Source organism: Pantoea sp. E2023-21 (assembly GCF_051302795.1).
Classification (GTDB): domain Bacteria; phylum Pseudomonadota; class Gammaproteobacteria; order Enterobacterales; family Enterobacteriaceae; genus Pantoea; species Pantoea ludwigii_A.
Genome location: NZ_CP195344.1, coordinates 1829478 through 1847283 on the forward strand (window position 1 = coordinate 1829478; position 17806 = coordinate 1847283).

Consider the following 17806-nt stretch of genomic DNA (forward strand, 5'->3'; position numbering starts at 1 on the left):
CGCTTAACTGACGAGCATTACGGCATGAATACCGCCCCTACAGGAGAGAAATATGGCTGAGTTAAGCGTCAATAAAACCCCGTTTCATCTGCATCATTGGCTGCCTGGTTTACTGCTGACCGCCGCGATTGCCGGTGGCGCTGGCTGGTTAGCCAATCAACCATGGCTGGCCGGTGCCGGATTCGGGGCGCTGACCTTAGCGATCATTTTAGGGATCGTGCTGGGCAACACGCTGTATCCGCCGCTTGCGGACACTTGTGACCGCGGCGTGCTGCTGGCGAAGCAGCGTTTGCTACGCCTTGGCATCATTTTGTATGGCTTTCGCATTACCGTGCAGCAGATTGCCGATGTCGGTCTCAGCGGCGTGTTGATTGATGTGCTGGTACTCAGCTCGACGTTTCTGCTGACCTGTTTCATTGGCATTCGTCTGCTGAAGATGGATCGCGAAACCGTGTGGCTGATTGGTGCAGGCAGCAGCATCTGTGGCGCGGCGGCGGTGCTGGCGAGTGAACCTATCGTTAAAGCTGCGCCGTCAAAAGTGGCGGTGGCCGTGGCGACGGTGGTGCTGTTTGGTACCGTGGGCATCGTACTTTATCCGCTGCTGTGGTCTCAGCTGCCAACGGTCAGCGCGGAACATTTCGGTATCTTCACCGGTTCTACGCTGCATGAAGTGGCGCAGGTTGTTGCTGCCGGGCATGCGATGGGCGCTGAGGCTGAAAACACCGCAGTGATTGCCAAGATGCTGCGTGTGATGATGCTGGCACCGTTTTTACTGATTCTCGGCAGCTGGCTGAAACGTCAGCGTAGTCACCGCGCGGCACCACAACAATCTGTCAGTTTCCCATGGTTCGCCCTGCTGTTTATTGGGGTGGCACTGTTTAACTCGCTGCATCTACTGCCTGACAATGTGGTCGCCACACTGAATCAGCTGGCGAATTTGCTGCTGGCGATGGCGATGGCCGCGCTGGGTTTGACCACCCGCTTCAGCGCCCTGAGACAAGCCGGCTTTAAACCGTTGCTGCTCGGATTAATGATGTTTGGCTGGTTGATTCTGGGCGGCGGAGCACTCAATGTGCTGGTGCAACATTTCATGGCGTAACGGCATCCGCTATGATGGACAGCTTTGCAGCAGCAATCGCCCAACCAGGAGAGCGGCATGAAATATATCGGCGCACACGTCAGTGCATCAGGCGGCGTAGACCAGGCAGTCATCCGTGCCCACGAACTCGAAGCCACAGCCTTTGCGCTGTTCACCAAAAACCAGCGCCAATGGCGCGCGGCGCCGCTTTCAGCAGAAGTCATTGATGCTTTCAAGACCGCCTGCGACCAGTACAAATTCTCTTCCGCACAGATTCTGCCGCACGATAGTTATCTGATAAATCTCGGCCATCCGGTGATGGAAGCGCTGGAAAAATCGCGTGATGCGTTTCTCGATGAAATGCAGCGTGCCGAACAGCTGGGTTTGACCTTGCTGAATTTCCATCCGGGGAGTCATCTTAAGCAGATTGAAGAAGAAGCCTGTCTCAAGCGCATCGCCGAATCGATCAACATTGCGCTGGATAAAACCAGCAGCGTGGTGGCGGTGATTGAAAACACCGCTGGCCAGGGTAGCAACCTCGGTTTCCGCTTCGAGCATCTCGCCACCATTATTGAACACGTGGAAGATAAGTCACGCGTTGGCGTGTGCATTGATACCTGCCACGCGTTTGCTGGCGGTTACGATCTGCGTAGCGAAGAAGCCTGCGTGGAGACGTTCAGCGAGTTCGAGCGCATTGTTGGCTTCCAGTATCTGCGCGGCATGCACCTCAATGATGCCAAGAGTACGCTGGGCAGCCGCGTCGATCGCCACCACAGTTTGGGTGAAGGCAATATCGGTAAAACGGCGTTTAGCTGGCTGATGAAGGATAAGCGTTTCGACGGCATTCCAATGATTCTGGAAACCATTAATCCGGATATCTGGAAGGATGAAATTGCGTGGCTGAAGTCGGAGCAGCAGGGCTAAACATCACATAACGAAAAGGGAGCCGAGGCTCCCTTTTTTTACGTTTCCGGTCTTAAGCCGCTGCTTTCGCCAACTCTTCTTCCGGACGTTTCAGAATCGCGTAGCCGAGACCCGCAATCGCCGTACCAATCACAATCGCCATCAGGTAACCCAGTACCGGCGTTATTGCGCCTGGAATCAACAGTACGAACAGACCACCGTGTGGTGCCATCAGTTTGGCGCCAATCGCCATGGAAATTGCGCCCGTTACCGCGCCGCCAACGATACAGCACGGCAGTACACGCATTGGGTCACGCGCTGCAAACGGAATCGCACCTTCCGAAATGAAGCACAAACCAAGCACCAACGCGGCTTTACCCCCTTCCTGCTGACCTTTGTTGAACTTACGACGCGCAACCAGCGTCGCCAGGCCCATCGCCAGCGGTGGCACCATACCGGCCGCCATAATCGCCGCCATCGGTGCGTAGGTTTGTGAACTCAGCAGGCCAACACCAAACGCATAGGCCACTTTATTCACCGGCCCCCCCATATCGGTACACATCATGCCACCGAGGATCGCTCCCAGCAGAACGGCGTTAGCTGTACCCATGTTGGCCAGCCAGGTTGTCAGGCCAGTCATGATGCCGGCAACGGGCTTACCCACCACGTAAATCATCAGCAAACCGGTAATCAAGCTCGCCACCAACGGAATGATCAGTATCGGCTTCAACGCTTCCATACTCTGCGGCAGCTTCACTTTGCTGCTGAGCATCTTCGCGGCGTAACCGGCGATGAAACCGGCGATGATGCCTCCCAGAAAACCGGCGTTGATACTGGTTGCGATCATGCCGCCAATCAGGCCAGGCGTCAGGCCCGGACGGTCAGCAATCGAGAAGGCAATGAAGCCCGCCAGCACCGGAACCATCAGGGCGAAGGCGCTGCCACCCCCAATCTGCATTAACGCAGCGGCTAAGGTGCCTGGCTCTTTAAAGGCGGTGATACCAAAGGCGAATGACAGCGCAATGCTCAGACCGCCAGCGACCACCATCGGCAGCATGTATGACACGCCGGTCAGCAGGTGACGATACGCACCGGCTTTCTCTTTGCTGTCGCCCTGCGCGCTGGCGGCCTGATTGCCGCCTGGCTGATAGGTTTTCGCTTCTGCTTGTGCTTTATCCAGTTCCTGGGCGGTTTTCTTTAGTGCCAGACTGGTTGAGGTGCGATACATCGGCTTGCCGGCAAATTTCGCCAGATCCACATCAATGTCCGCCGCAACGATCACCAGATCGGCTGCCGCCACTTCTTCAGGCGTAATCGCGTTGCCTGCGCCTACAGAACCGCGGGTTTCCACTTTCACCCACCAGCCACGTTTGGTGGCTTCGGCCTGAATAGCTTCTGCGGCCATAAAGGTGTGGGCAACGCCCGTTGGACAGGCCGTAACCGCCACAATGCGTTTCTGCCCGCCGCTCTGCGCTGCCGCAGGTGCAGAGACGGTTGCTGCAGCCGGCTGCCAGGTTTTAGCATTCGCCTTGGCTTGATTAATGGCCGCCAGCGGATCACGCAGCGCCTGCTGCACATCGACCAGCGCGACAGATTTACCGGCCAGCTGCGCGTCGTTAGGCACGTTATGGCCGGCAACCAGCACCAATTCAGCCTCGGCGGCATTGTCGGTCAACGTCAGGCCGGCTTGCGCCGCCGTTGCGCGTAGACGTTCCAGCGCCAGATGTCCTGATGCCAGTCCCAGTGAAGAATCTTTTATCAGCAGCGTTTTCATTATCGCTCTCCTGCTGTTAGTTAACGGGTTGTAAGTCGACGCGCGCCATCATCGCGGCCAACTGGGTACGATCTTTAACGCCAACGTTGCTTTGGCTGACGGCCATCGCCGCCACTGCCGTCGCCAGACGCAGCGTGTGCTCGCTGGATTCACGCATCAGCAAACCGTAAATCAGGCCGCCGACCATGGAATCTCCAGCACCCACGGTGCTAACGACTTCACAGGCGGGCGGTTTGGCGATCCATTCGCCGGAAGCATTCACCCACAGCGCACCTTCCGCGCCGAGAGAAATCACCACATGCGCAATACCTTGCTCGCGCAGTTCATGCGCGGCACCAATCACGTCCTGCAGCGCAGGCAGTTTGCGACCGGCCCAAATTTCCAGCTCGCGGCGATTCGGTTTAACCAACCACGGCGCGGCTTTCAAACCGGCGACCAGCGCTTCACGGCTGCTGTCAAAGATGATGCACGGGCATAACGTGCGCAGATCGCTCATCCATTTGGTGAACGCTTCCGGTGCAACTCCGGCTGGCAGGCTGCCGCTGACGCATACCATGTCGAACTGGCCAAGCCAGGTAAGCGAGTCTGCAGTAAAGCGATCCCAATCCTGCGCGGTGACGTCAAAGCCTGAGAAGTTGAGATCGGTTACATCGCCGTCTTTTTCGGTCAGCTTAACGTTGATGCGCGTGCGGCCCTGCACCACCTGAAAGCGGTTAGCAATGCCGAGTTCGCTGAACAACTGCTGGAAGCCGTCCTGATTCTCTTTACCGAGGAAACCACCAACGGTGACATCGATACCCAAATCCTTCAGCACTTTGGCAACGTTAATGCCTTTACCCGCCGCATGCAGGCCGGTGGTTTTCACCAGGTTCACTTCGCCACGCTCGATCTCTGGCGTATATCCCACCAGATCGTAAGCCGGATTTAATGTAATTGTTGCGACACGACGGCTCATGCAACCCCCTCGCCTAAACCAGAATTGATCGCTTCTTCAATCGCGTTCAGCGCTTGCTGTGCATCTTCGCCACTGGCGGTAAAGCGCAGGCGATGGCCCTTTTTCACGCCCAGCGCGACGACTTTCATCAGGCTACGGCCGTTAGCGGGTTTACCGCTGCCGTCGAGATTGGTCACGGTGATATCGCTGTTGAACTGTTTGATCACGGTAACCAGCGCCGTGCCCGGACGTGCATGCAAACCGTGTTCGTTGCGGATGGTGAATTCTGCGGTCAGCAGTTCGGCGGCCTCATCGACTTCGCTGGTCAGCAGCGCCAGAATACCGGCCGCATCGGCCTTCAGCAGGCGTTCAGCTTTATTGGTCAGCAGCAGGTTGCTGAGATAGCCCAGCACTTCCAGCGGACGCTGATCGTTAGCCGCAACAGTCAACAGCAGCGCGACGTTTTCGCCCTGATGCTGGAATGGCGCAGCCGCGCGGCTTACTGCCACAGCGCTGCCGAGATTGCCGTTGACGCTATCGCTCAGCCAGATTCCCTGACCCAGGCTCAGCGGTGCGCGGGAAATTACGTCAGCAATAAAAGAGGCATCCACTGCACCTGCGGCTTGCAGGCGACCGGCGTTCAATGCTTGTAAGGTGATTAAGTCGCTGGCTGCCACATCTACCGCAATCAGCGAGGTATCGAATTTGAATTCTGCCGCCTGATTTTCGCCCATCAGCAGCGCGCGCAGATCCTCCGCCGAGGCGGTTTTCAGCTGTTCAGCAATGCTGTCATCGCTTAATACGTGAGTTAGTTGACGCAGCAATGCGAGGTGTTCATCCGATTTGGCGGCAATACCGATAGCAACATACGCCGTTTGCCCATCGCCCCAATCTACGCCCTGCGGGAACTGATAAACCTGTACGCCGGTTTTCAGCACCAGGTCGCGGGTGTCAGTGGTCCCGTGCGGAATGGCAATACCGTTACCCAGGAAGGTGGTGGTTTGCTGTTCGCGCGCGAGCATGCCGTTAACGTAACCTTCAGCCACATTGCCCGCAGCGGTTAATGCAGCGGCAACCTGGCGAATGGCCTCTTCTTTATTCTGTGCGTTAGCACCAGTATGAATGGCCTGAACTTCGAGCTGGAACATATCTCTCCTCGCTTGCTGTGTTGAATCGTTTCAGCTATAAAACAAAAAATGACGCTATGCAGCGTGGACTGGGCCGGAATAACAACGCTGAAACGTTTCAGGGAATATGGTACAGACCTGTGTAGCAGGCAAGAAAATGCGCGATCTGAATGGCAGATTTTTGATGTTCCGCACACTTCATGCTGGATTTAAGATTTTTACTGGCTGGCAGGCTGATGCTTTTGCTGTAAAGAAAAAAGACATTACGCCAAATTCTTCAGCCTCGCGTCAGCTAACGGTTAAGGCGCGGTATCGGCTTCCAGTTTCAGCAAAAAAGTCATGGCGCTTTCACGGCTGTTACCGCACATTTCCGCACTGGGCTGTAAGCCAGCACACACCGAAGGACGCAGCGGTGAACCAAAGATTTTACAGCGTTGTTGATCGTCTAACTGCACGCAGCGCGTATTAGCGGGCTTGCCGTGCGGCATGCCAGGAATGGGAGAAGAGATTGAGGGGGCTGTGCAACAGGCACCGCACTGGTCACGACAAAACATCATGCGCTCCTGTAGAGAATTCGCGGCGACAATAACAGCCTGACGCCGCGAATGCCATGCATCGGCAACAATTTTACGCGACCTCACTTGCCAGTTTTTCGCCGCGCGAGTAACGTGACGCGCATTAACCTTCTGTCAGTGAGAAAACCAATATGCCTAAGGCAAACGAGATCAAAAAAGGGATGGCAGTCACCTGGAACGGCAAACTGTTGCTGGTGAAAGACATTGATGTGCAGAGTCCAAGTGCGCGCGGTGCCGCGACGCTCTATAAGATGCGTTTTACCGATGTCCGCACCGGCTTAAAAGTGGAAGAGCGCTTCAAAGGCGATGATATCATTGATGCCATTTCACTCAGCCGCCGTGCCGTCACCTTCTCTTATATTGATGGTGATGAGTATGTGTTTATGGATGATGAAGACTACACGCCTTACAACTTCAAGAAAGACCAAATTGAAGAAGAGCTGCTGTTTATTCCTGAAGGTGGCATTCCCGGTATTCAGGTCCTGACGATGGATGGCCAGGTATTGGCGCTGGAACTGCCCCAAACTGTCGATATGGAAATCGTTGATACCTCGCCAGGCATTAAAGGCGCATCCGCCAGCGCCCGTTCTAAACCTGCCGGCATGAGTACCGGATTATCCATTCAGGTGCCAGAATATCTCAGCAATGGCGATCGCATCCGCATCCATATTGCGGAACGTCGCTATATGGGCCGCGCTGACTAATTACATGCTTCCGTCCGGCGGCCGGTGATTGTTATAGTATAACAAGGCCGTGCGCGCCGGATATGCCCCATCCGCGCGCAATTTATTCTCTTTTCCTGGGAGCCCTTTTGTGACGCGCGTAAACCTCATCACCGGATTTCTTGGCAGCGGTAAAACCACCACTCTGCTGCATCTGTTAGCCAATAAACCCGCCGACGAAAACTGGGCGATTCTGGTCAACGAGTTTGGCGAGATTGGCATCGACGGCGCATTGCTTGCCGATCGTGGTGCAACGCTGAAAGAGATTCCCGGCGGTTGCATGTGCTGCGTTAACGGTTTGCCGCTGCAGGTTGGGCTGAATATGCTGCTGAAGCAAGCCAAACCCGATCGCCTGATTATCGAACCCACCGGCCTTGGCCATCCTAAACAACTGCTGAACATGCTGCGCGCTGCCGTCTATCAGCCCTGGATTCAGGTGGATGCAACCTTAACACTGCTCGATCCACGTCAGCTCGCCGATGCGCGCGTAGTAGAGAATGAGAACTTCCGCGATCAACTGGTGGCGGCCGATATCATTGTGGCGAACAAAAGCGATCGCTGGAATGAAGACGATCGTCAGCGTTTACAGGATTGGCAGCAGCAATTTTTGGGCGATCGCCAACTGGTGGAAGCGGCATGGGGAGAGATCGATCCCGCTCTGCTGACCCAAGCCGCCTTGGCGGATCGTGCGGTTCCCGATGCTGCACATCACCACCCTACTTCACGTCCACAAGGCTTAGCTGCACTGAAACTGGATGGCCAGGCGCGCTGGCGTCGGGCGCTAAATGAAGGTCAGGGCTATGCTTCATGCGGCTGGATTTTCGATGAGGAAACCGTGTTTGATACGATCAAAGCGCTAGAGTGGGCAAGGCATGCGCCCGTGGATCGCGTTAAAGGTGTGTTGCGCACTGCCGATGGTTTAGTGAATATCAATCGTCAGGGCGACGATCTCTTTATTGAAACCCGCCCCACCACACCACCGGATAGCCGCATCGAATTGATTCATCATCAGCCTGCTGACTGGAACCTTTTGCAGACGGAGTTGTTGAAGATTCGTTTAAATTAGATGCGTTAGGTTGCCACCGTTATTTTCACTTTGAGTCTATTTTCTATGCGCGCTTCTCGATTAGTCACCATCCTGCTGCTGAATGCGCTGGGCGTGATGCTATTTCTTACATGGTACCTGCCGCCCGATCACGGGTTTTGGTTTGGTATCGATAAAGCCATCTTTTATGGCTTCAATGACCAGATGGTTGACCATCATGGTTTCGCGGTGTTAGTGGCAATCACTAACTTTCGCGGTTTCGATCTGGTTTCGCTGCTGGCAATGGGTTTGCTCTATCTGTGGTTCTGGCGTCGCGAAACACCACAACATCGCCGTCGCATGCTTGCCATTGGTATTACGATGCTGCTGACTGCGGTAGTACTGAATCAACTGGGCCATTTATTACCCGTAAAGCACTCCAGTCCAACGCTGTTCTTTGAGAATGTGCATCGCGTAAGTGAACTGACTGGCATTCCAGCCAAAGATGCTTCTAAAGATAGCTTCCCCGGCGACCACGGCATGATGCTGATTATCTTTACCTGCTTTATGTGGCGTTATTTCGGCTTCCGTGCGTTTCTGGTGGGCCTGGTGATTACCATCGTGTTCGCTATGCCGCGCGTGATGGCCGGTGCGCACTGGTTCACGGATATTGCTGTTGGCTCATTATCGGTCGTGCTGGTTGGCCTGAGCTGGTGTTTATTAACCCCATTAAGCGACATACTGGTGAATTGGCTAAACCGTTCATTGCCCGGCAAATATAAGCCGCGAACGTAATAGTTAAGCGCGAGTGATCTTAGAACAAAAAGTCGATCGCTCGCGCTTATTGAAAACGCCAATAAATTATTAGCAAACTAACAATGTTTTGATAAAAGAAAACATTATGGTGCCGAACCCGCAACAATAGCCTTATTCCTAAGTTGTCCACCCAGAACCCTCTCAAAATCGGCCTTATCGTCAGAACACCCCCCTTATTGCACCGCTATTTGGCTACTAAATCGCTGCCAATTGTTGATAAACTAGCCATTGTGTTACAGATTGATTTCACATCGAAAAAACCTTTGAATATTTATATAAAAGCACTCGCCACGCGGTCTGTAATCGGTTAACCTCAAATCCGATTAGTAAGCAACAGCATAAAATGCGGTGCCTAAAGCGACAAAAATGTGTTCATTAACACAATTTTGTAATTAAGGAATTGTCTTAGACGGTCGTACTTATTAATCTCAACCCGCTTTGTCATCTGGCTGACGACATTCTGTCGTAAAGGAACTCGAAGGAAAACACGTACAATGGTCAAGTCTCAACCAATTCTGAGATACCTCAGGCGGATCATTCCCGCAGTAGCATTAGCAACACTTTTATCAGCATGTAGCAGTAGCCATAACGGTCAGAACGCGAATAACGAGAATCATGAAGTTAACAACCAGAATGGTTTTTTACTTCAAGCGTCTCAGGACGAATTTGAACAAATGGTGCAGAATGTGGACGTTAAGTCCCGCATCATGGAACAGTACAGTGACTGGAAAGGTGTGCGTTACCGCTTAGGCGGCGACACCAAACGCGGCATTGATTGTTCTGCTTTTGTTCAGCGCACCTTTCGCGAGCAGTTCGGTTTAGATTTGCCACGCTCAACGTCTGAACAGCAAGACACCGGCAAAGAGATTTCACGTAATAAATTGCGCGCAGGTGACTTAGTGTTGTTCCGCGCCGGTTCGACTGGCCGACACGTGGGTATTTATCTTGGCAACGATAATTTTGTTCATGCGTCCACCAGTAGCGGCGTTATGATTTCCAATTTAAACGACAGTTATTGGAAAACACGTTACCGCGAAGGACGTCGGGTTTTAGCTAAAAACCCCAGCTAACGTATTTGCTTTGAAGATCCTCTCAGCCAGAGAATCAGAAAACGCTGCCCCGGCAGCGTTTTTTTTCGCCCCTGTTTTTTTAACTCAAATCCAGCCAATAAAAACTAATTGAGAATCAAAAATATAAGGAGACAATCTTCGCGCTCTCGTTATATTCTCGTTGACTTCCTGATACCCCTATATCGCAATGCAGCCAGCGTGGCTGCGGCCTGAAAGTGGGTAGAGACCAAACGATAAACATAATAAAAAATGGCAAGACAAGGGGAATGCACTCCATGCCACTGTCGGGAACATTAAAAGGTCATGCGAGCTATGCGCGCCGCATTGCCTGGAGTAGCGCGATCATCGGCGCGGTATTCTTTCTGCTTTTTGTCACCGTTCTGTTAACACTGACCTGGCAAAAACGCTTACACCAACATGAACAGCTATTGACGCATAGCCGCGACGATTTACAACAGGTGCTCACCAACCTGGTCGATACACTTTATCCATTACAGCAGTACACCCAATTAGCGTGCAGTAGCGTCAGCCGTGAACTCACATCTCGCGCCGCCTTCGCCGGCAACCTTCGTGCCATTCTCCTGGTACGTAACGGTGATGCATACTGCTCTTCTGCCACCGGCGCTTTCCTGATGGCGGCTAACGATATCTCTCCCGAATCTGAACTGGAACGCGATCGTGATATGCGCTTGCTGGAAGGCACACCCTTGCTGCCAACTAAACCGGCACTGGCGTTGTGGGTAAAAAATCCAGGATCCGCAGAAACGGGTATTCTCGCCACCATGAACATCAGCCTGACTCCCTATCAATTGCTGGCCTCTTATCATCCAGAAATCACCGGGATGGCGCTGGTGATTGGCAATAAGGCGCTACTGAGCGGCAGCAATCAGGTCGTTAACGTCAGTGATTTACCTGCGCCGCTGCACGAAATGGCGTTCGAAGATGGCGCCCTGCACTTTATGTTGTTTGGTCGCACCTTAGCGTCGCGGGATTATTCGCTGACGCTGCTGACCGGCTTACTCTTCGCCCTGCTGGTTTCCGCTGTAAGCTGGCTATTGCTCACCCGACAGCAGCGCCCTGGCAAAGAGATTATGCAAGCCATCAAGCGCGGCCATTTCCATGTTGAGTATCAACCCTTGGTTACCGCGCATGATGGTCAACCGTACGGCGTAGAAGCGCTGCTGCGCTGGACACATCCCACAGAAGGCATGATCCCGCCCGATGTGTTTATCGGCTATGCCGAGGCGCAGAATCTGATTATTCCGCTTACCCGCCATCTGTTTACGCTGGTGGCGCGCGATGCACAATTTCTCTGTAAACAACTGCCGCACGGCACACGCCTGAGCCTCAATCTTTCGCCATTGCACCTTGCCTCGGACAGTTTCCGCCATGACGTGCAAGAATGGATTAACGCCATGCCCGCCAACCATTTTAACTATGTGTTTGAAATTACTGAACGCACTATGGTGGGTGAAAAAAATGCGGGAGAAGTGTTTGCCTGGCTACACGCGCACAATTTTAAGATTGCGATTGATGATTTTGGCACCGGCCACAGTGCGCTGATCTACCTGGAAAAATATCCGTTCGACTACCTGAAGATTGATCGTGGTTTTGTGCAAAGTATTGGCACGGAAACCGTGACTTCGCCGGTTTTGGATGCGGTACTGCTGCTGGCAAAGAAGCTCAACCTAAAAACCGTGGCCGAAGGCGTAGAGACCGGCGATCAGGCGGCGTGGCTGGTCAATCGCGGCGTGACGCATTTACAGGGCTATCTGTTCAGTCGGCCGCTGCGACCAGAAAATCTCGTTAGCTATTACCAACGCCAGCGCGCGTTGAGTTAACATCACGCGAACCCCATGAAACTGCTACCATAACGTGCGGAATACCACAGGAGATCGCCCCACTTATGCTGCTGCGCCTTGTCACAGCGTTGTTCGTATGTAGCGCCCTTGCGCCGCTGCATGCCGCAACCATCAACGAAAGCTATGCCTTCGCTAAGTTGGGCGAGCCGAAGTATGCGGTGAATTTTACGCATTACGATTATGCCAATCCCGCCGCGCCTAAAGGCGGCAAAATAACTCTGGCGGTGGTCGGTACCTACGACAACTTTAATCGCTTCGCCTCGCGTGGCAATCCCGGCATTGGCTCCGACACACTGTACGACGGCTTGTTTACCACCTCCGATGATGAGCCCGGCAGTTACTATCCACTGATCGCTGAATCCGCGCGCTATCCAGATGACTATCGCTGGATGGAGGTCTCGATCAATCCCCATGCGCAGTTTCAGGACGGTACAGCCATCACCGCGCAGGATGTGGCTTTCACCTTCCAGAAATTTATGACCGAAGGTGTGCCGCAGTTCCGCGTGGCATTTCGCGATGTGCAAGTCAAAGCGCTTAACCGCCTAACCGTGCGCATCGACATGCCGAAGCCGGATAAAGACCGCGTCCTTAGCTGGCTAACGCTGCCGGTCATCCCTGAAAAATTCTGGCAAAACAAAAAATTTAATGAGCCGATTGGTTATCCGCCGCTCGCCAGCGGGCCTTATCGCGTGACCGCGTATAAATCGGGTCAGTTTATCCAATACAGTCGGGTGAAAGATTATTGGGCTGCCAATCTACCGGTGAATCGCGGACGCTTTAACTTCGACACGATTCGTTATGATTATTACCTCGATGACAACGTGGCGTTCGAAGCCTTCAAAGCAGGTGCTTACGATTTACGTGAAGAGAGCTCGGCGAAGAAATGGGCCACGCAATATCGCGGCCGCAACTTTGATAGCCACGCCATCGTCAAATCGACCATTCCCAATACGGTTTCCACCGACGCGCGCTGGCTGGCGTTCAATAATGAAAAACCGTTATTCGCCGATCGTCGCGTGCGCGAAGCCATTACGCTGGCGTTCGATTTCGAGTGGATGAATAAAGCGCTTTTTTATGGCGCTTACAAACGCACCAACAGCTATTTCCAGAACACCGAATATGCAGCGCAAGGTTATCCCAAAGCCGAGCAGTTGATTCTACTGGCGCCTTACAAAGCGCAGTTGCCGCCTGAAGTATTTAACAACGAGTATGCGCCGCCACGTTCTGACGGCAGCGGTTTCGATCGTGGCAACTTGTTAAAAGCCCGAAATCTGCTGAAAGAAGCAGGCTGGGAGATTAAAAATCAGCAACTGGTGAACGTCAAAACCGGCCAGCCGTTTCGTTTCGAATTGCTGATGCGCAGCGGCACGCAAAATGACTGGGCGCTGCCGTTTCAGCACAGCCTCGAACGGCTGGGTATTCAGGTCTCGCTGCGCCAGATTGACAGCTCGCAATATTTACGCCGTTTACGCGAAGGTGACTACGATATGATCCCGTCGCTCTACTACGCGATGCCTTGGCCTTCTACCAGCTTGCGGACGATCTGGCAGTCTGAATTTATTGATTCATCGTGGAATACGCCGCGCGTGAAAGATCCGATCGTCGACCACTTTGTACAGCAAATCGTTGAGCATCAGGGCGATGAAAAAGCGCTGCTGCCGCTCGGCCAGGCGCTGGATCGCATCCTGCTGTGGAATGCCTACATGATTCCCATGTGGTACAGCGCTGAAGATCGCATGGCTTACTGGGACAAGTTTTCCCATCCCGAGATTAAACCTGCGTTTGCTACCGGGTTGGAAAACTGGTGGTACGATGTGAACAAAGCCGGGCGATTACCGGCCGATCGACGCTGAGGAGCACGGTTTGGCAGCCTATTTTCTACGCAGGTTACTGCTGATCATTCCCACGCTGTGGGCGATCATCACTCTGAACTTCTTTATTGTGCAAATCGCGCCGGGCGGCCCGGTGGATCAGGCGTTAGCGAATGTGCAGTTTGGCCACAGCACCGGCATCCCCGGCTCGGGCGGCAGCGACAGCGGCGCGCGAGGTACGCTGATGCGTGATAATCCCGGCGACAGCCAATATCGCGGCGCACGCGGCCTTGATCCAGAAGTGATCGCCGAGATTAAGCATCGTTACGGCTTCGATAAACCGCTACTGCAGCGTTACGGCGAAATGCTGTGGAATTACATTCGGTTTGATTTCGGCGACAGCCTGTTCCGTAGCGCATCGGTGTTGCAGTTAATCAAAGAGAGCTTACCGGTCTCTATCAGCCTTGGATTGTGGAGTACCTTGATCATTTATCTGGTGTCGATTCCGCTTGGCATCAAAAAAGCGGTGCGTAACGGCAGCGCTTTTGATATCTGGAGCAGCACCTTTATCATCATTGGCTATTCAATCCCGGCTTTTTTGTTCGGCATCATGCTGATCGTACTGTTCGCAGGCGGCAGCTACTTCGACTGGTTCCCGCTGCGCGGCCTGACATCACCGCAGTTTGATTCGCTGCCGTGGTTCAGCAAAATTACCGATTACCTGTGGCACATTACGCTGCCGGTACTGGCCACGGTGATTGGCGGTTTCGCTACCCTAACCATGCTGACTAAAAACTCGTTTCTTGATGAGATCCGTAAACAGTATGTGGTCACCGCGCGTGCCAAAGGGCTGGATGAGAAGCGCGTACTGTACGGCCACGTGTTCCGTAATGCCATGCTGCTGGTGATCGCCGGTTTCCCCGCCACCTTTATCAGCATGTTTTTCACCAGTTCGGTGTTGATAGAGGTGATGTTCTCACTCAATGGTATGGGCCTGCTCGGCTACGATGCCACCATTCAACGCGACTATCCGGTGATGTTCGGCACGCTCTACATCTTCACCCTGATTGGCCTGCTGATGAACATTCTCAGCGATCTGACCTACACGCTGGTCGATCCGCGTATCGATTTTGAGGGACGCTGATGCGCTTATCTCCTGTTAATCAGCAGCGTTGGCAGCGTTTTCGCCATAACCGTCGCGGTTACTGGTCGCTGTGGATTTTCCTGATCATTTTTGTCCTGTCACTGGGTGCCGAGTTGCTGGCCAATGACAAACCGCTGCTGGTGCATTATCAGCAGCGCTGGTACATGCCGCTGCTGTTCAATTACAGCGAAAGTGATTATGGCGGCGATTTCTCTACGCCCGCTGATTATCAGGATCCGTGGCTAAAACAGCGCATCGATCAGCAAGGTTGGGCGATCTGGGCACCCATTCGTTTTAGCGACAGCACCATCAACTTCGCTACTGATGTGCCCTTCCCTTCTCCGCCTTCGGCACAAAACTGGCTCGGCACCGATGCTAACGGTGGCGATGTACTGGCGCGTTTATTGTATGGCACGCGTATCTCATTGCTGTTCGGCATCATGTTGACACTGTTCTCCAGCGTGATTGGCATCGTGGTGGGTGCGCTACAAGGCTATTTTGGTGGACTCATTGATCTCATCGGTCAACGTCTGATTGAGGTGTGGTCCGGCATGCCTTCACTGTTCCTGCTGATTCTGCTCTCCAGCGTGATTCAGCCCGGTTTCTGGTGGTTGCTGCTGGTTACGGTGGTGTTTGGCTGGATGAGTCTGGTGAGCGTGGTGCGCGCTGAATTCCTGCGCGCACGCAATTATGATTATATCCGCGCGGCCCGTGCGCTCGGCGTTAGCGACAGCCGCATTATGATGCGCCATATGCTGCCAAACGCCATGGTCGCCACCTTGACGTTTCTGCCCTTTATTCTTTGCGGTTCCATCACTACGCTGACCTCGCTGGACTTCCTCGGTTTTGGTTTGCCGGTCGGATCACCTTCACTGGGTGAGCTGCTGTTACAAGGCAAAAACAATTTACAGGCGCCGTGGCTGGGACTGGCGGGCTTCTTTGCCCTCGCCTTGCTGCTGTCGCTGCTGATCTTTATCGGCGAAGCGGTACGCGATGCCTTTGACCCGAGCCGAGGACGTTAAATGAGCCTGTTAACGGTGAATCATCTGGCGGTGGCCTTTCAGGATCGCCGCGTGGTGGAGGACATTTCGCTGCAGATCGATGCCGGCGAAACGCTGGCGCTGGTGGGGGAATCTGGCTCCGGTAAGAGCGTGACTGCGCTGTCGATCATGCGCTTATTGCCGCAGCCGCCGGTTAATTATCCGCACGGCGAAATCCTGTTTAACGGCGAGAATATTTTGCAGGCCAGCGAACGCACGATGCGCGGGCTGCGTGGCAATCAGATGGCGATGATTTTTCAGGAGCCGATGGTGTCGCTTAATCCGCTGCATAACGTGGAAAAGCAGCTGTATGAAGTGCTGTCGGTGCATCGCGGTATGCGGCGTGAAGCCGCGCGTGGCGAAATGTTGAGCTGCCTTGATCGCGTCGGCATTCGCAATGCAGCGTCGCGTCTGCAGGATTTCCCGCATCAGCTTTCTGGCGGCGAGCGGCAACGCGTGATGATCGCCATGGCGCTGCTGACGCAGCCGACGCTGCTTATCGCCGATGAACCGACCACCGCGCTGGATGTGACGGTGCAGGCGCAGATTCTACAACTGCTGCGCGAGCTGCAGCGTGAGCTAAACATGGGCATGCTGTTCATCACCCACAACCTGAATATTGTGCGTCAGCTCGCGCATAGCGTTACGGTGATGCGTAATGGTCGCGGTGTGGAACACAATCGTTGCGATTTGCTGTTTAGCCAGCCGCAACAACCTTATACGCGCGAACTGATTGCCGCCGAGCCGGATGGCCAACCGGTGCCGCTGCTGGATGCGAAGCCGCTGTTGCAAGTGAAAAACCTGCAGGTTGGTTTCCCAATCAGGCGTGGATTACTGCGACGTACCGTGGCAGAGAAGATAGCGCTTAAGGATCTCAGCTTTACCCTGCGTCGCGGTGAAAGTCTCGGGTTAGTCGGTGAATCAGGATCGGGCAAAAGCACCACTGGCTTGGCGCTGCTGCGCTTAATCGCTGCGCGCGGTGAGATCTGGTTTGAGGACCAGCCGTTGCATCAGCTTTCGCCAAAACAATTACTGCCGCTGCGCCAACGCATTCAGGTGGTGTTTCAGGATCCTAATTCTTCGCTCAATCCACGGATGACGGTGCAACAGGTGATCGCGGAAGGTTTAGCCGTGCATCGTCCAGAATTAAGCGATGCCGAGCAGGAAGCGAAGGTGATTGCGGTGATGCAGGAAGTAGGGCTCGATGCCGACAGCCGTTCGCGCTATCCGGCGGAGTTTTCAGGTGGCCAGCGCCAGCGCATCGCTATCGCCCGTGCGTTGATACTTGAGCCGCAGCTGATTGTACTGGATGAACCTACCTCGTCGCTGGACCGCTCAGTGCAGAAGCAAATTCTGACCTTACTGCGTCGTTTACAGCAACAGCATCAGCTTGCCTATCTATTTATCAGTCATGATTTGCAGGTGGTGCGCGCGCTCTGTCATCAGCTGATTGTGCTGCGCCAGGGCGAGGTTGTTGAGCAAGGTGATTGTGAGGTGTTGTTCAACGCACCGACAGCCGACTACACGCGTCAGCTATTGGCGTCCGCGCAGGGGAAAGATCTTAGTCAGTGACCATCAAAGGTTTCGGCGATGGCAACACCCTGATTTTTCAGACAGCAGTTAGCTGCGCTTTCGTCATCGCGCTGAATCAGCAGACAGGGTTGCCCTTCACACTGGGCGATTTTGCATTCGACCTGAATGTGCGCCAGCATTTCTTTTAGCTGATGCAAAATTTCCAGCGCCGGATGACCATCGTGACTCAACAGGCGCAGCACGACTAAATCTTCGGCATGAACGCCATTCGCAGTTTCCTGACGCTCAATTTCACCCGCATGTTCAAGCGACCAGCGGTAATGTTGTGGCAAGCGATGCACAACAGAAAGTTGCAGCATAGTTATACGGCCCCCAGAGACGTTAACTTTATTC

At 53.9% G+C, this 17806-nt stretch carries 16 protein-coding genes; 11 read left to right on the forward strand and 5 right to left on the reverse strand.

The features are described from left to right. Positions 1-52: 52 nt before the first annotated feature. Together ACRQ84_RS08660 and nfo are read left to right on the forward strand one after the other, a co-directional pair. Positions 53-1099, forward strand: coding sequence for a YeiH family putative sulfate export transporter (locus tag ACRQ84_RS08660; RefSeq protein WP_483817762.1), 1047 nt, complete (start codon positions 53-55; stop codon positions 1097-1099). 57 nt (positions 1100-1156) lie between these two features. After that, positions 1157-2002, forward strand: coding sequence for a deoxyribonuclease IV (nfo, locus tag ACRQ84_RS08665; RefSeq protein WP_483817763.1), 846 nt, complete (start codon positions 1157-1159; stop codon positions 2000-2002). Positions 2003-2054: 52 nt separating this feature from the next. On the opposite strand, the gene fruA is transcribed toward nfo, so the two are convergent. The 4 genes from fruA to ACRQ84_RS08685 form a co-directional block, all read right to left on the reverse strand. Then, positions 2055-3755 (reverse strand): PTS fructose transporter subunit IIBC, encoded by a 1701-nt coding sequence (gene fruA / locus ACRQ84_RS08670; protein WP_483817764.1) that lies wholly within the window; start codon positions 3753-3755, stop codon positions 2055-2057. 16 nt (positions 3756-3771) lie between these two features. Further along, positions 3772-4710: a 1-phosphofructokinase gene (gene fruK / locus ACRQ84_RS08675; protein WP_061717799.1), complete on the reverse strand. Its 939-nt coding sequence runs from the start codon at positions 4708-4710 to the stop codon at positions 3772-3774. After that, positions 4707-5837, reverse strand: a complete 1131-nt coding sequence (fruB, locus tag ACRQ84_RS08680; RefSeq protein ID WP_064739283.1) for a fused PTS fructose transporter subunit IIA/HPr protein — start codon at positions 5835-5837, stop codon at positions 4707-4709. Before fruB ends, fruK begins: the two co-directional genes overlap by 4 nt. A gap of 278 nt (positions 5838-6115) precedes the next feature. Next, a complete protein-coding gene (locus tag ACRQ84_RS08685; RefSeq protein WP_064739284.1) occupies positions 6116-6370 on the reverse strand; it encodes a YkgJ family cysteine cluster protein in 255 nt (84 codons plus the stop codon). Between the two features lie 152 nt (positions 6371-6522). Here ACRQ84_RS08685 and yeiP point away from each other — a divergent pair, with 152 nt between their 5' ends. From yeiP to yejF, 9 genes are all read left to right on the forward strand, one after another. Further along, a complete protein-coding gene (gene yeiP / locus ACRQ84_RS08690; protein ID WP_007889466.1) occupies positions 6523-7095 on the forward strand; it encodes an elongation factor P-like protein YeiP in 573 nt (190 codons plus the stop codon). A gap of 109 nt (positions 7096-7204) precedes the next feature. After that, positions 7205-8179: a CobW family GTP-binding protein gene (locus ACRQ84_RS08695; RefSeq protein WP_064739285.1), complete on the forward strand. Its 975-nt coding sequence runs from the start codon at positions 7205-7207 to the stop codon at positions 8177-8179. 45 nt (positions 8180-8224) lie between these two features. After that, entirely contained in the window at positions 8225-8932 is a 708-nt protein-coding gene (locus tag ACRQ84_RS08700) for a phosphatase PAP2 family protein (RefSeq protein ID WP_483817765.1), read from the forward strand. Between the two features lie 515 nt (positions 8933-9447). After that, positions 9448-10023 (forward strand): bifunctional murein DD-endopeptidase/murein LD-carboxypeptidase, encoded by a 576-nt coding sequence (gene mepS / locus ACRQ84_RS08705; RefSeq protein WP_064739287.1) that lies wholly within the window; start codon positions 9448-9450, stop codon positions 10021-10023. A gap of 275 nt (positions 10024-10298) precedes the next feature. Continuing rightward, complete coding sequence (locus tag ACRQ84_RS08710) at positions 10299-11864, forward strand: cyclic di-GMP phosphodiesterase (RefSeq protein WP_483817766.1); 1566 nt, start codon at positions 10299-10301, stop codon at positions 11862-11864. 65 nt (positions 11865-11929) lie between these two features. Beyond that, positions 11930-13738 (forward strand): extracellular solute-binding protein, encoded by a 1809-nt coding sequence (locus ACRQ84_RS08715; RefSeq protein ID WP_483817767.1) that lies wholly within the window; start codon positions 11930-11932, stop codon positions 13736-13738. Between the two features lie 10 nt (positions 13739-13748). Continuing rightward, positions 13749-14840: a microcin C ABC transporter permease YejB gene (locus tag ACRQ84_RS08720; RefSeq protein WP_064739290.1), complete on the forward strand. Its 1092-nt coding sequence runs from the start codon at positions 13749-13751 to the stop codon at positions 14838-14840. After that, the gene (locus ACRQ84_RS08725; protein ID WP_483817768.1) at positions 14840-15862 is read left to right on the forward strand and encodes an ABC transporter permease; all 1023 of its coding nucleotides are present in this window, start codon (positions 14840-14842) and stop codon (positions 15860-15862) included. The genes ACRQ84_RS08720 and ACRQ84_RS08725 overlap by 1 nt, the downstream gene beginning before the upstream one ends. Next, positions 15863-17452 (forward strand): microcin C ABC transporter ATP-binding protein YejF, encoded by a 1590-nt coding sequence (yejF, locus tag ACRQ84_RS08730; RefSeq protein WP_483817769.1) that lies wholly within the window; start codon positions 15863-15865, stop codon positions 17450-17452. Here yejF and ACRQ84_RS08735 read toward each other — a convergent pair. Further along, positions 17446-17772, reverse strand: coding sequence for a YejG family protein (locus tag ACRQ84_RS08735; protein WP_064739293.1), 327 nt, complete (start codon positions 17770-17772; stop codon positions 17446-17448). The genes yejF and ACRQ84_RS08735 overlap by 7 nt on opposite strands. Between the last annotated feature and the right edge of the window lie 34 nt (positions 17773-17806).

What these genes read in the sequence shown, in the direction of transcription:
- ACRQ84_RS08660 (WP_483817762.1), top strand. Translation starts at nt 53, where the DNA reads ATGGCTGAGTTAAGCGTCAATAAAACCCCGTTTCATCTGCATCATTGG.
- nfo (WP_483817763.1), top strand. Translation starts at nt 1,157, where the DNA reads ATGAAATATATCGGCGCACACGTCAGTGCATCAGGCGGCGTAGACCAG.
- fruA (WP_483817764.1), bottom strand. Translation starts at nt 3,755, where the DNA reads ATGAAAACGCTGCTGATAAAAGATTCTTCACTGGGACTGGCATCAGGA.
- fruK (WP_061717799.1), bottom strand. Translation starts at nt 4,710, where the DNA reads ATGAGCCGTCGTGTCGCAACAATTACATTAAATCCGGCTTACGATCTG.
- fruB (WP_064739283.1), bottom strand. Translation starts at nt 5,837, where the DNA reads ATGTTCCAGCTCGAAGTTCAGGCCATTCATACTGGTGCTAACGCACAG.
- ACRQ84_RS08685 (WP_064739284.1), bottom strand. Translation starts at nt 6,370, where the DNA reads ATGTTTTGTCGTGACCAGTGCGGTGCCTGTTGCACAGCCCCCTCAATC.
- yeiP (WP_007889466.1), top strand. Translation starts at nt 6,523, where the DNA reads ATGCCTAAGGCAAACGAGATCAAAAAAGGGATGGCAGTCACCTGGAAC.
- ACRQ84_RS08700 (WP_483817765.1), top strand. Translation starts at nt 8,225, where the DNA reads ATGCGCGCTTCTCGATTAGTCACCATCCTGCTGCTGAATGCGCTGGGC.
- mepS (WP_064739287.1), top strand. Translation starts at nt 9,448, where the DNA reads ATGGTCAAGTCTCAACCAATTCTGAGATACCTCAGGCGGATCATTCCC.
- ACRQ84_RS08710 (WP_483817766.1), top strand. Translation starts at nt 10,299, where the DNA reads ATGCCACTGTCGGGAACATTAAAAGGTCATGCGAGCTATGCGCGCCGC.
- ACRQ84_RS08715 (WP_483817767.1), top strand. Translation starts at nt 11,930, where the DNA reads ATGCTGCTGCGCCTTGTCACAGCGTTGTTCGTATGTAGCGCCCTTGCG.
- ACRQ84_RS08725 (WP_483817768.1), top strand. Translation starts at nt 14,840, where the DNA reads ATGCGCTTATCTCCTGTTAATCAGCAGCGTTGGCAGCGTTTTCGCCAT.
- yejF (WP_483817769.1), top strand. Translation starts at nt 15,863, where the DNA reads ATGAGCCTGTTAACGGTGAATCATCTGGCGGTGGCCTTTCAGGATCGC.
- ACRQ84_RS08735 (WP_064739293.1), bottom strand. Translation starts at nt 17,772, where the DNA reads ATGCTGCAACTTTCTGTTGTGCATCGCTTGCCACAACATTACCGCTGG.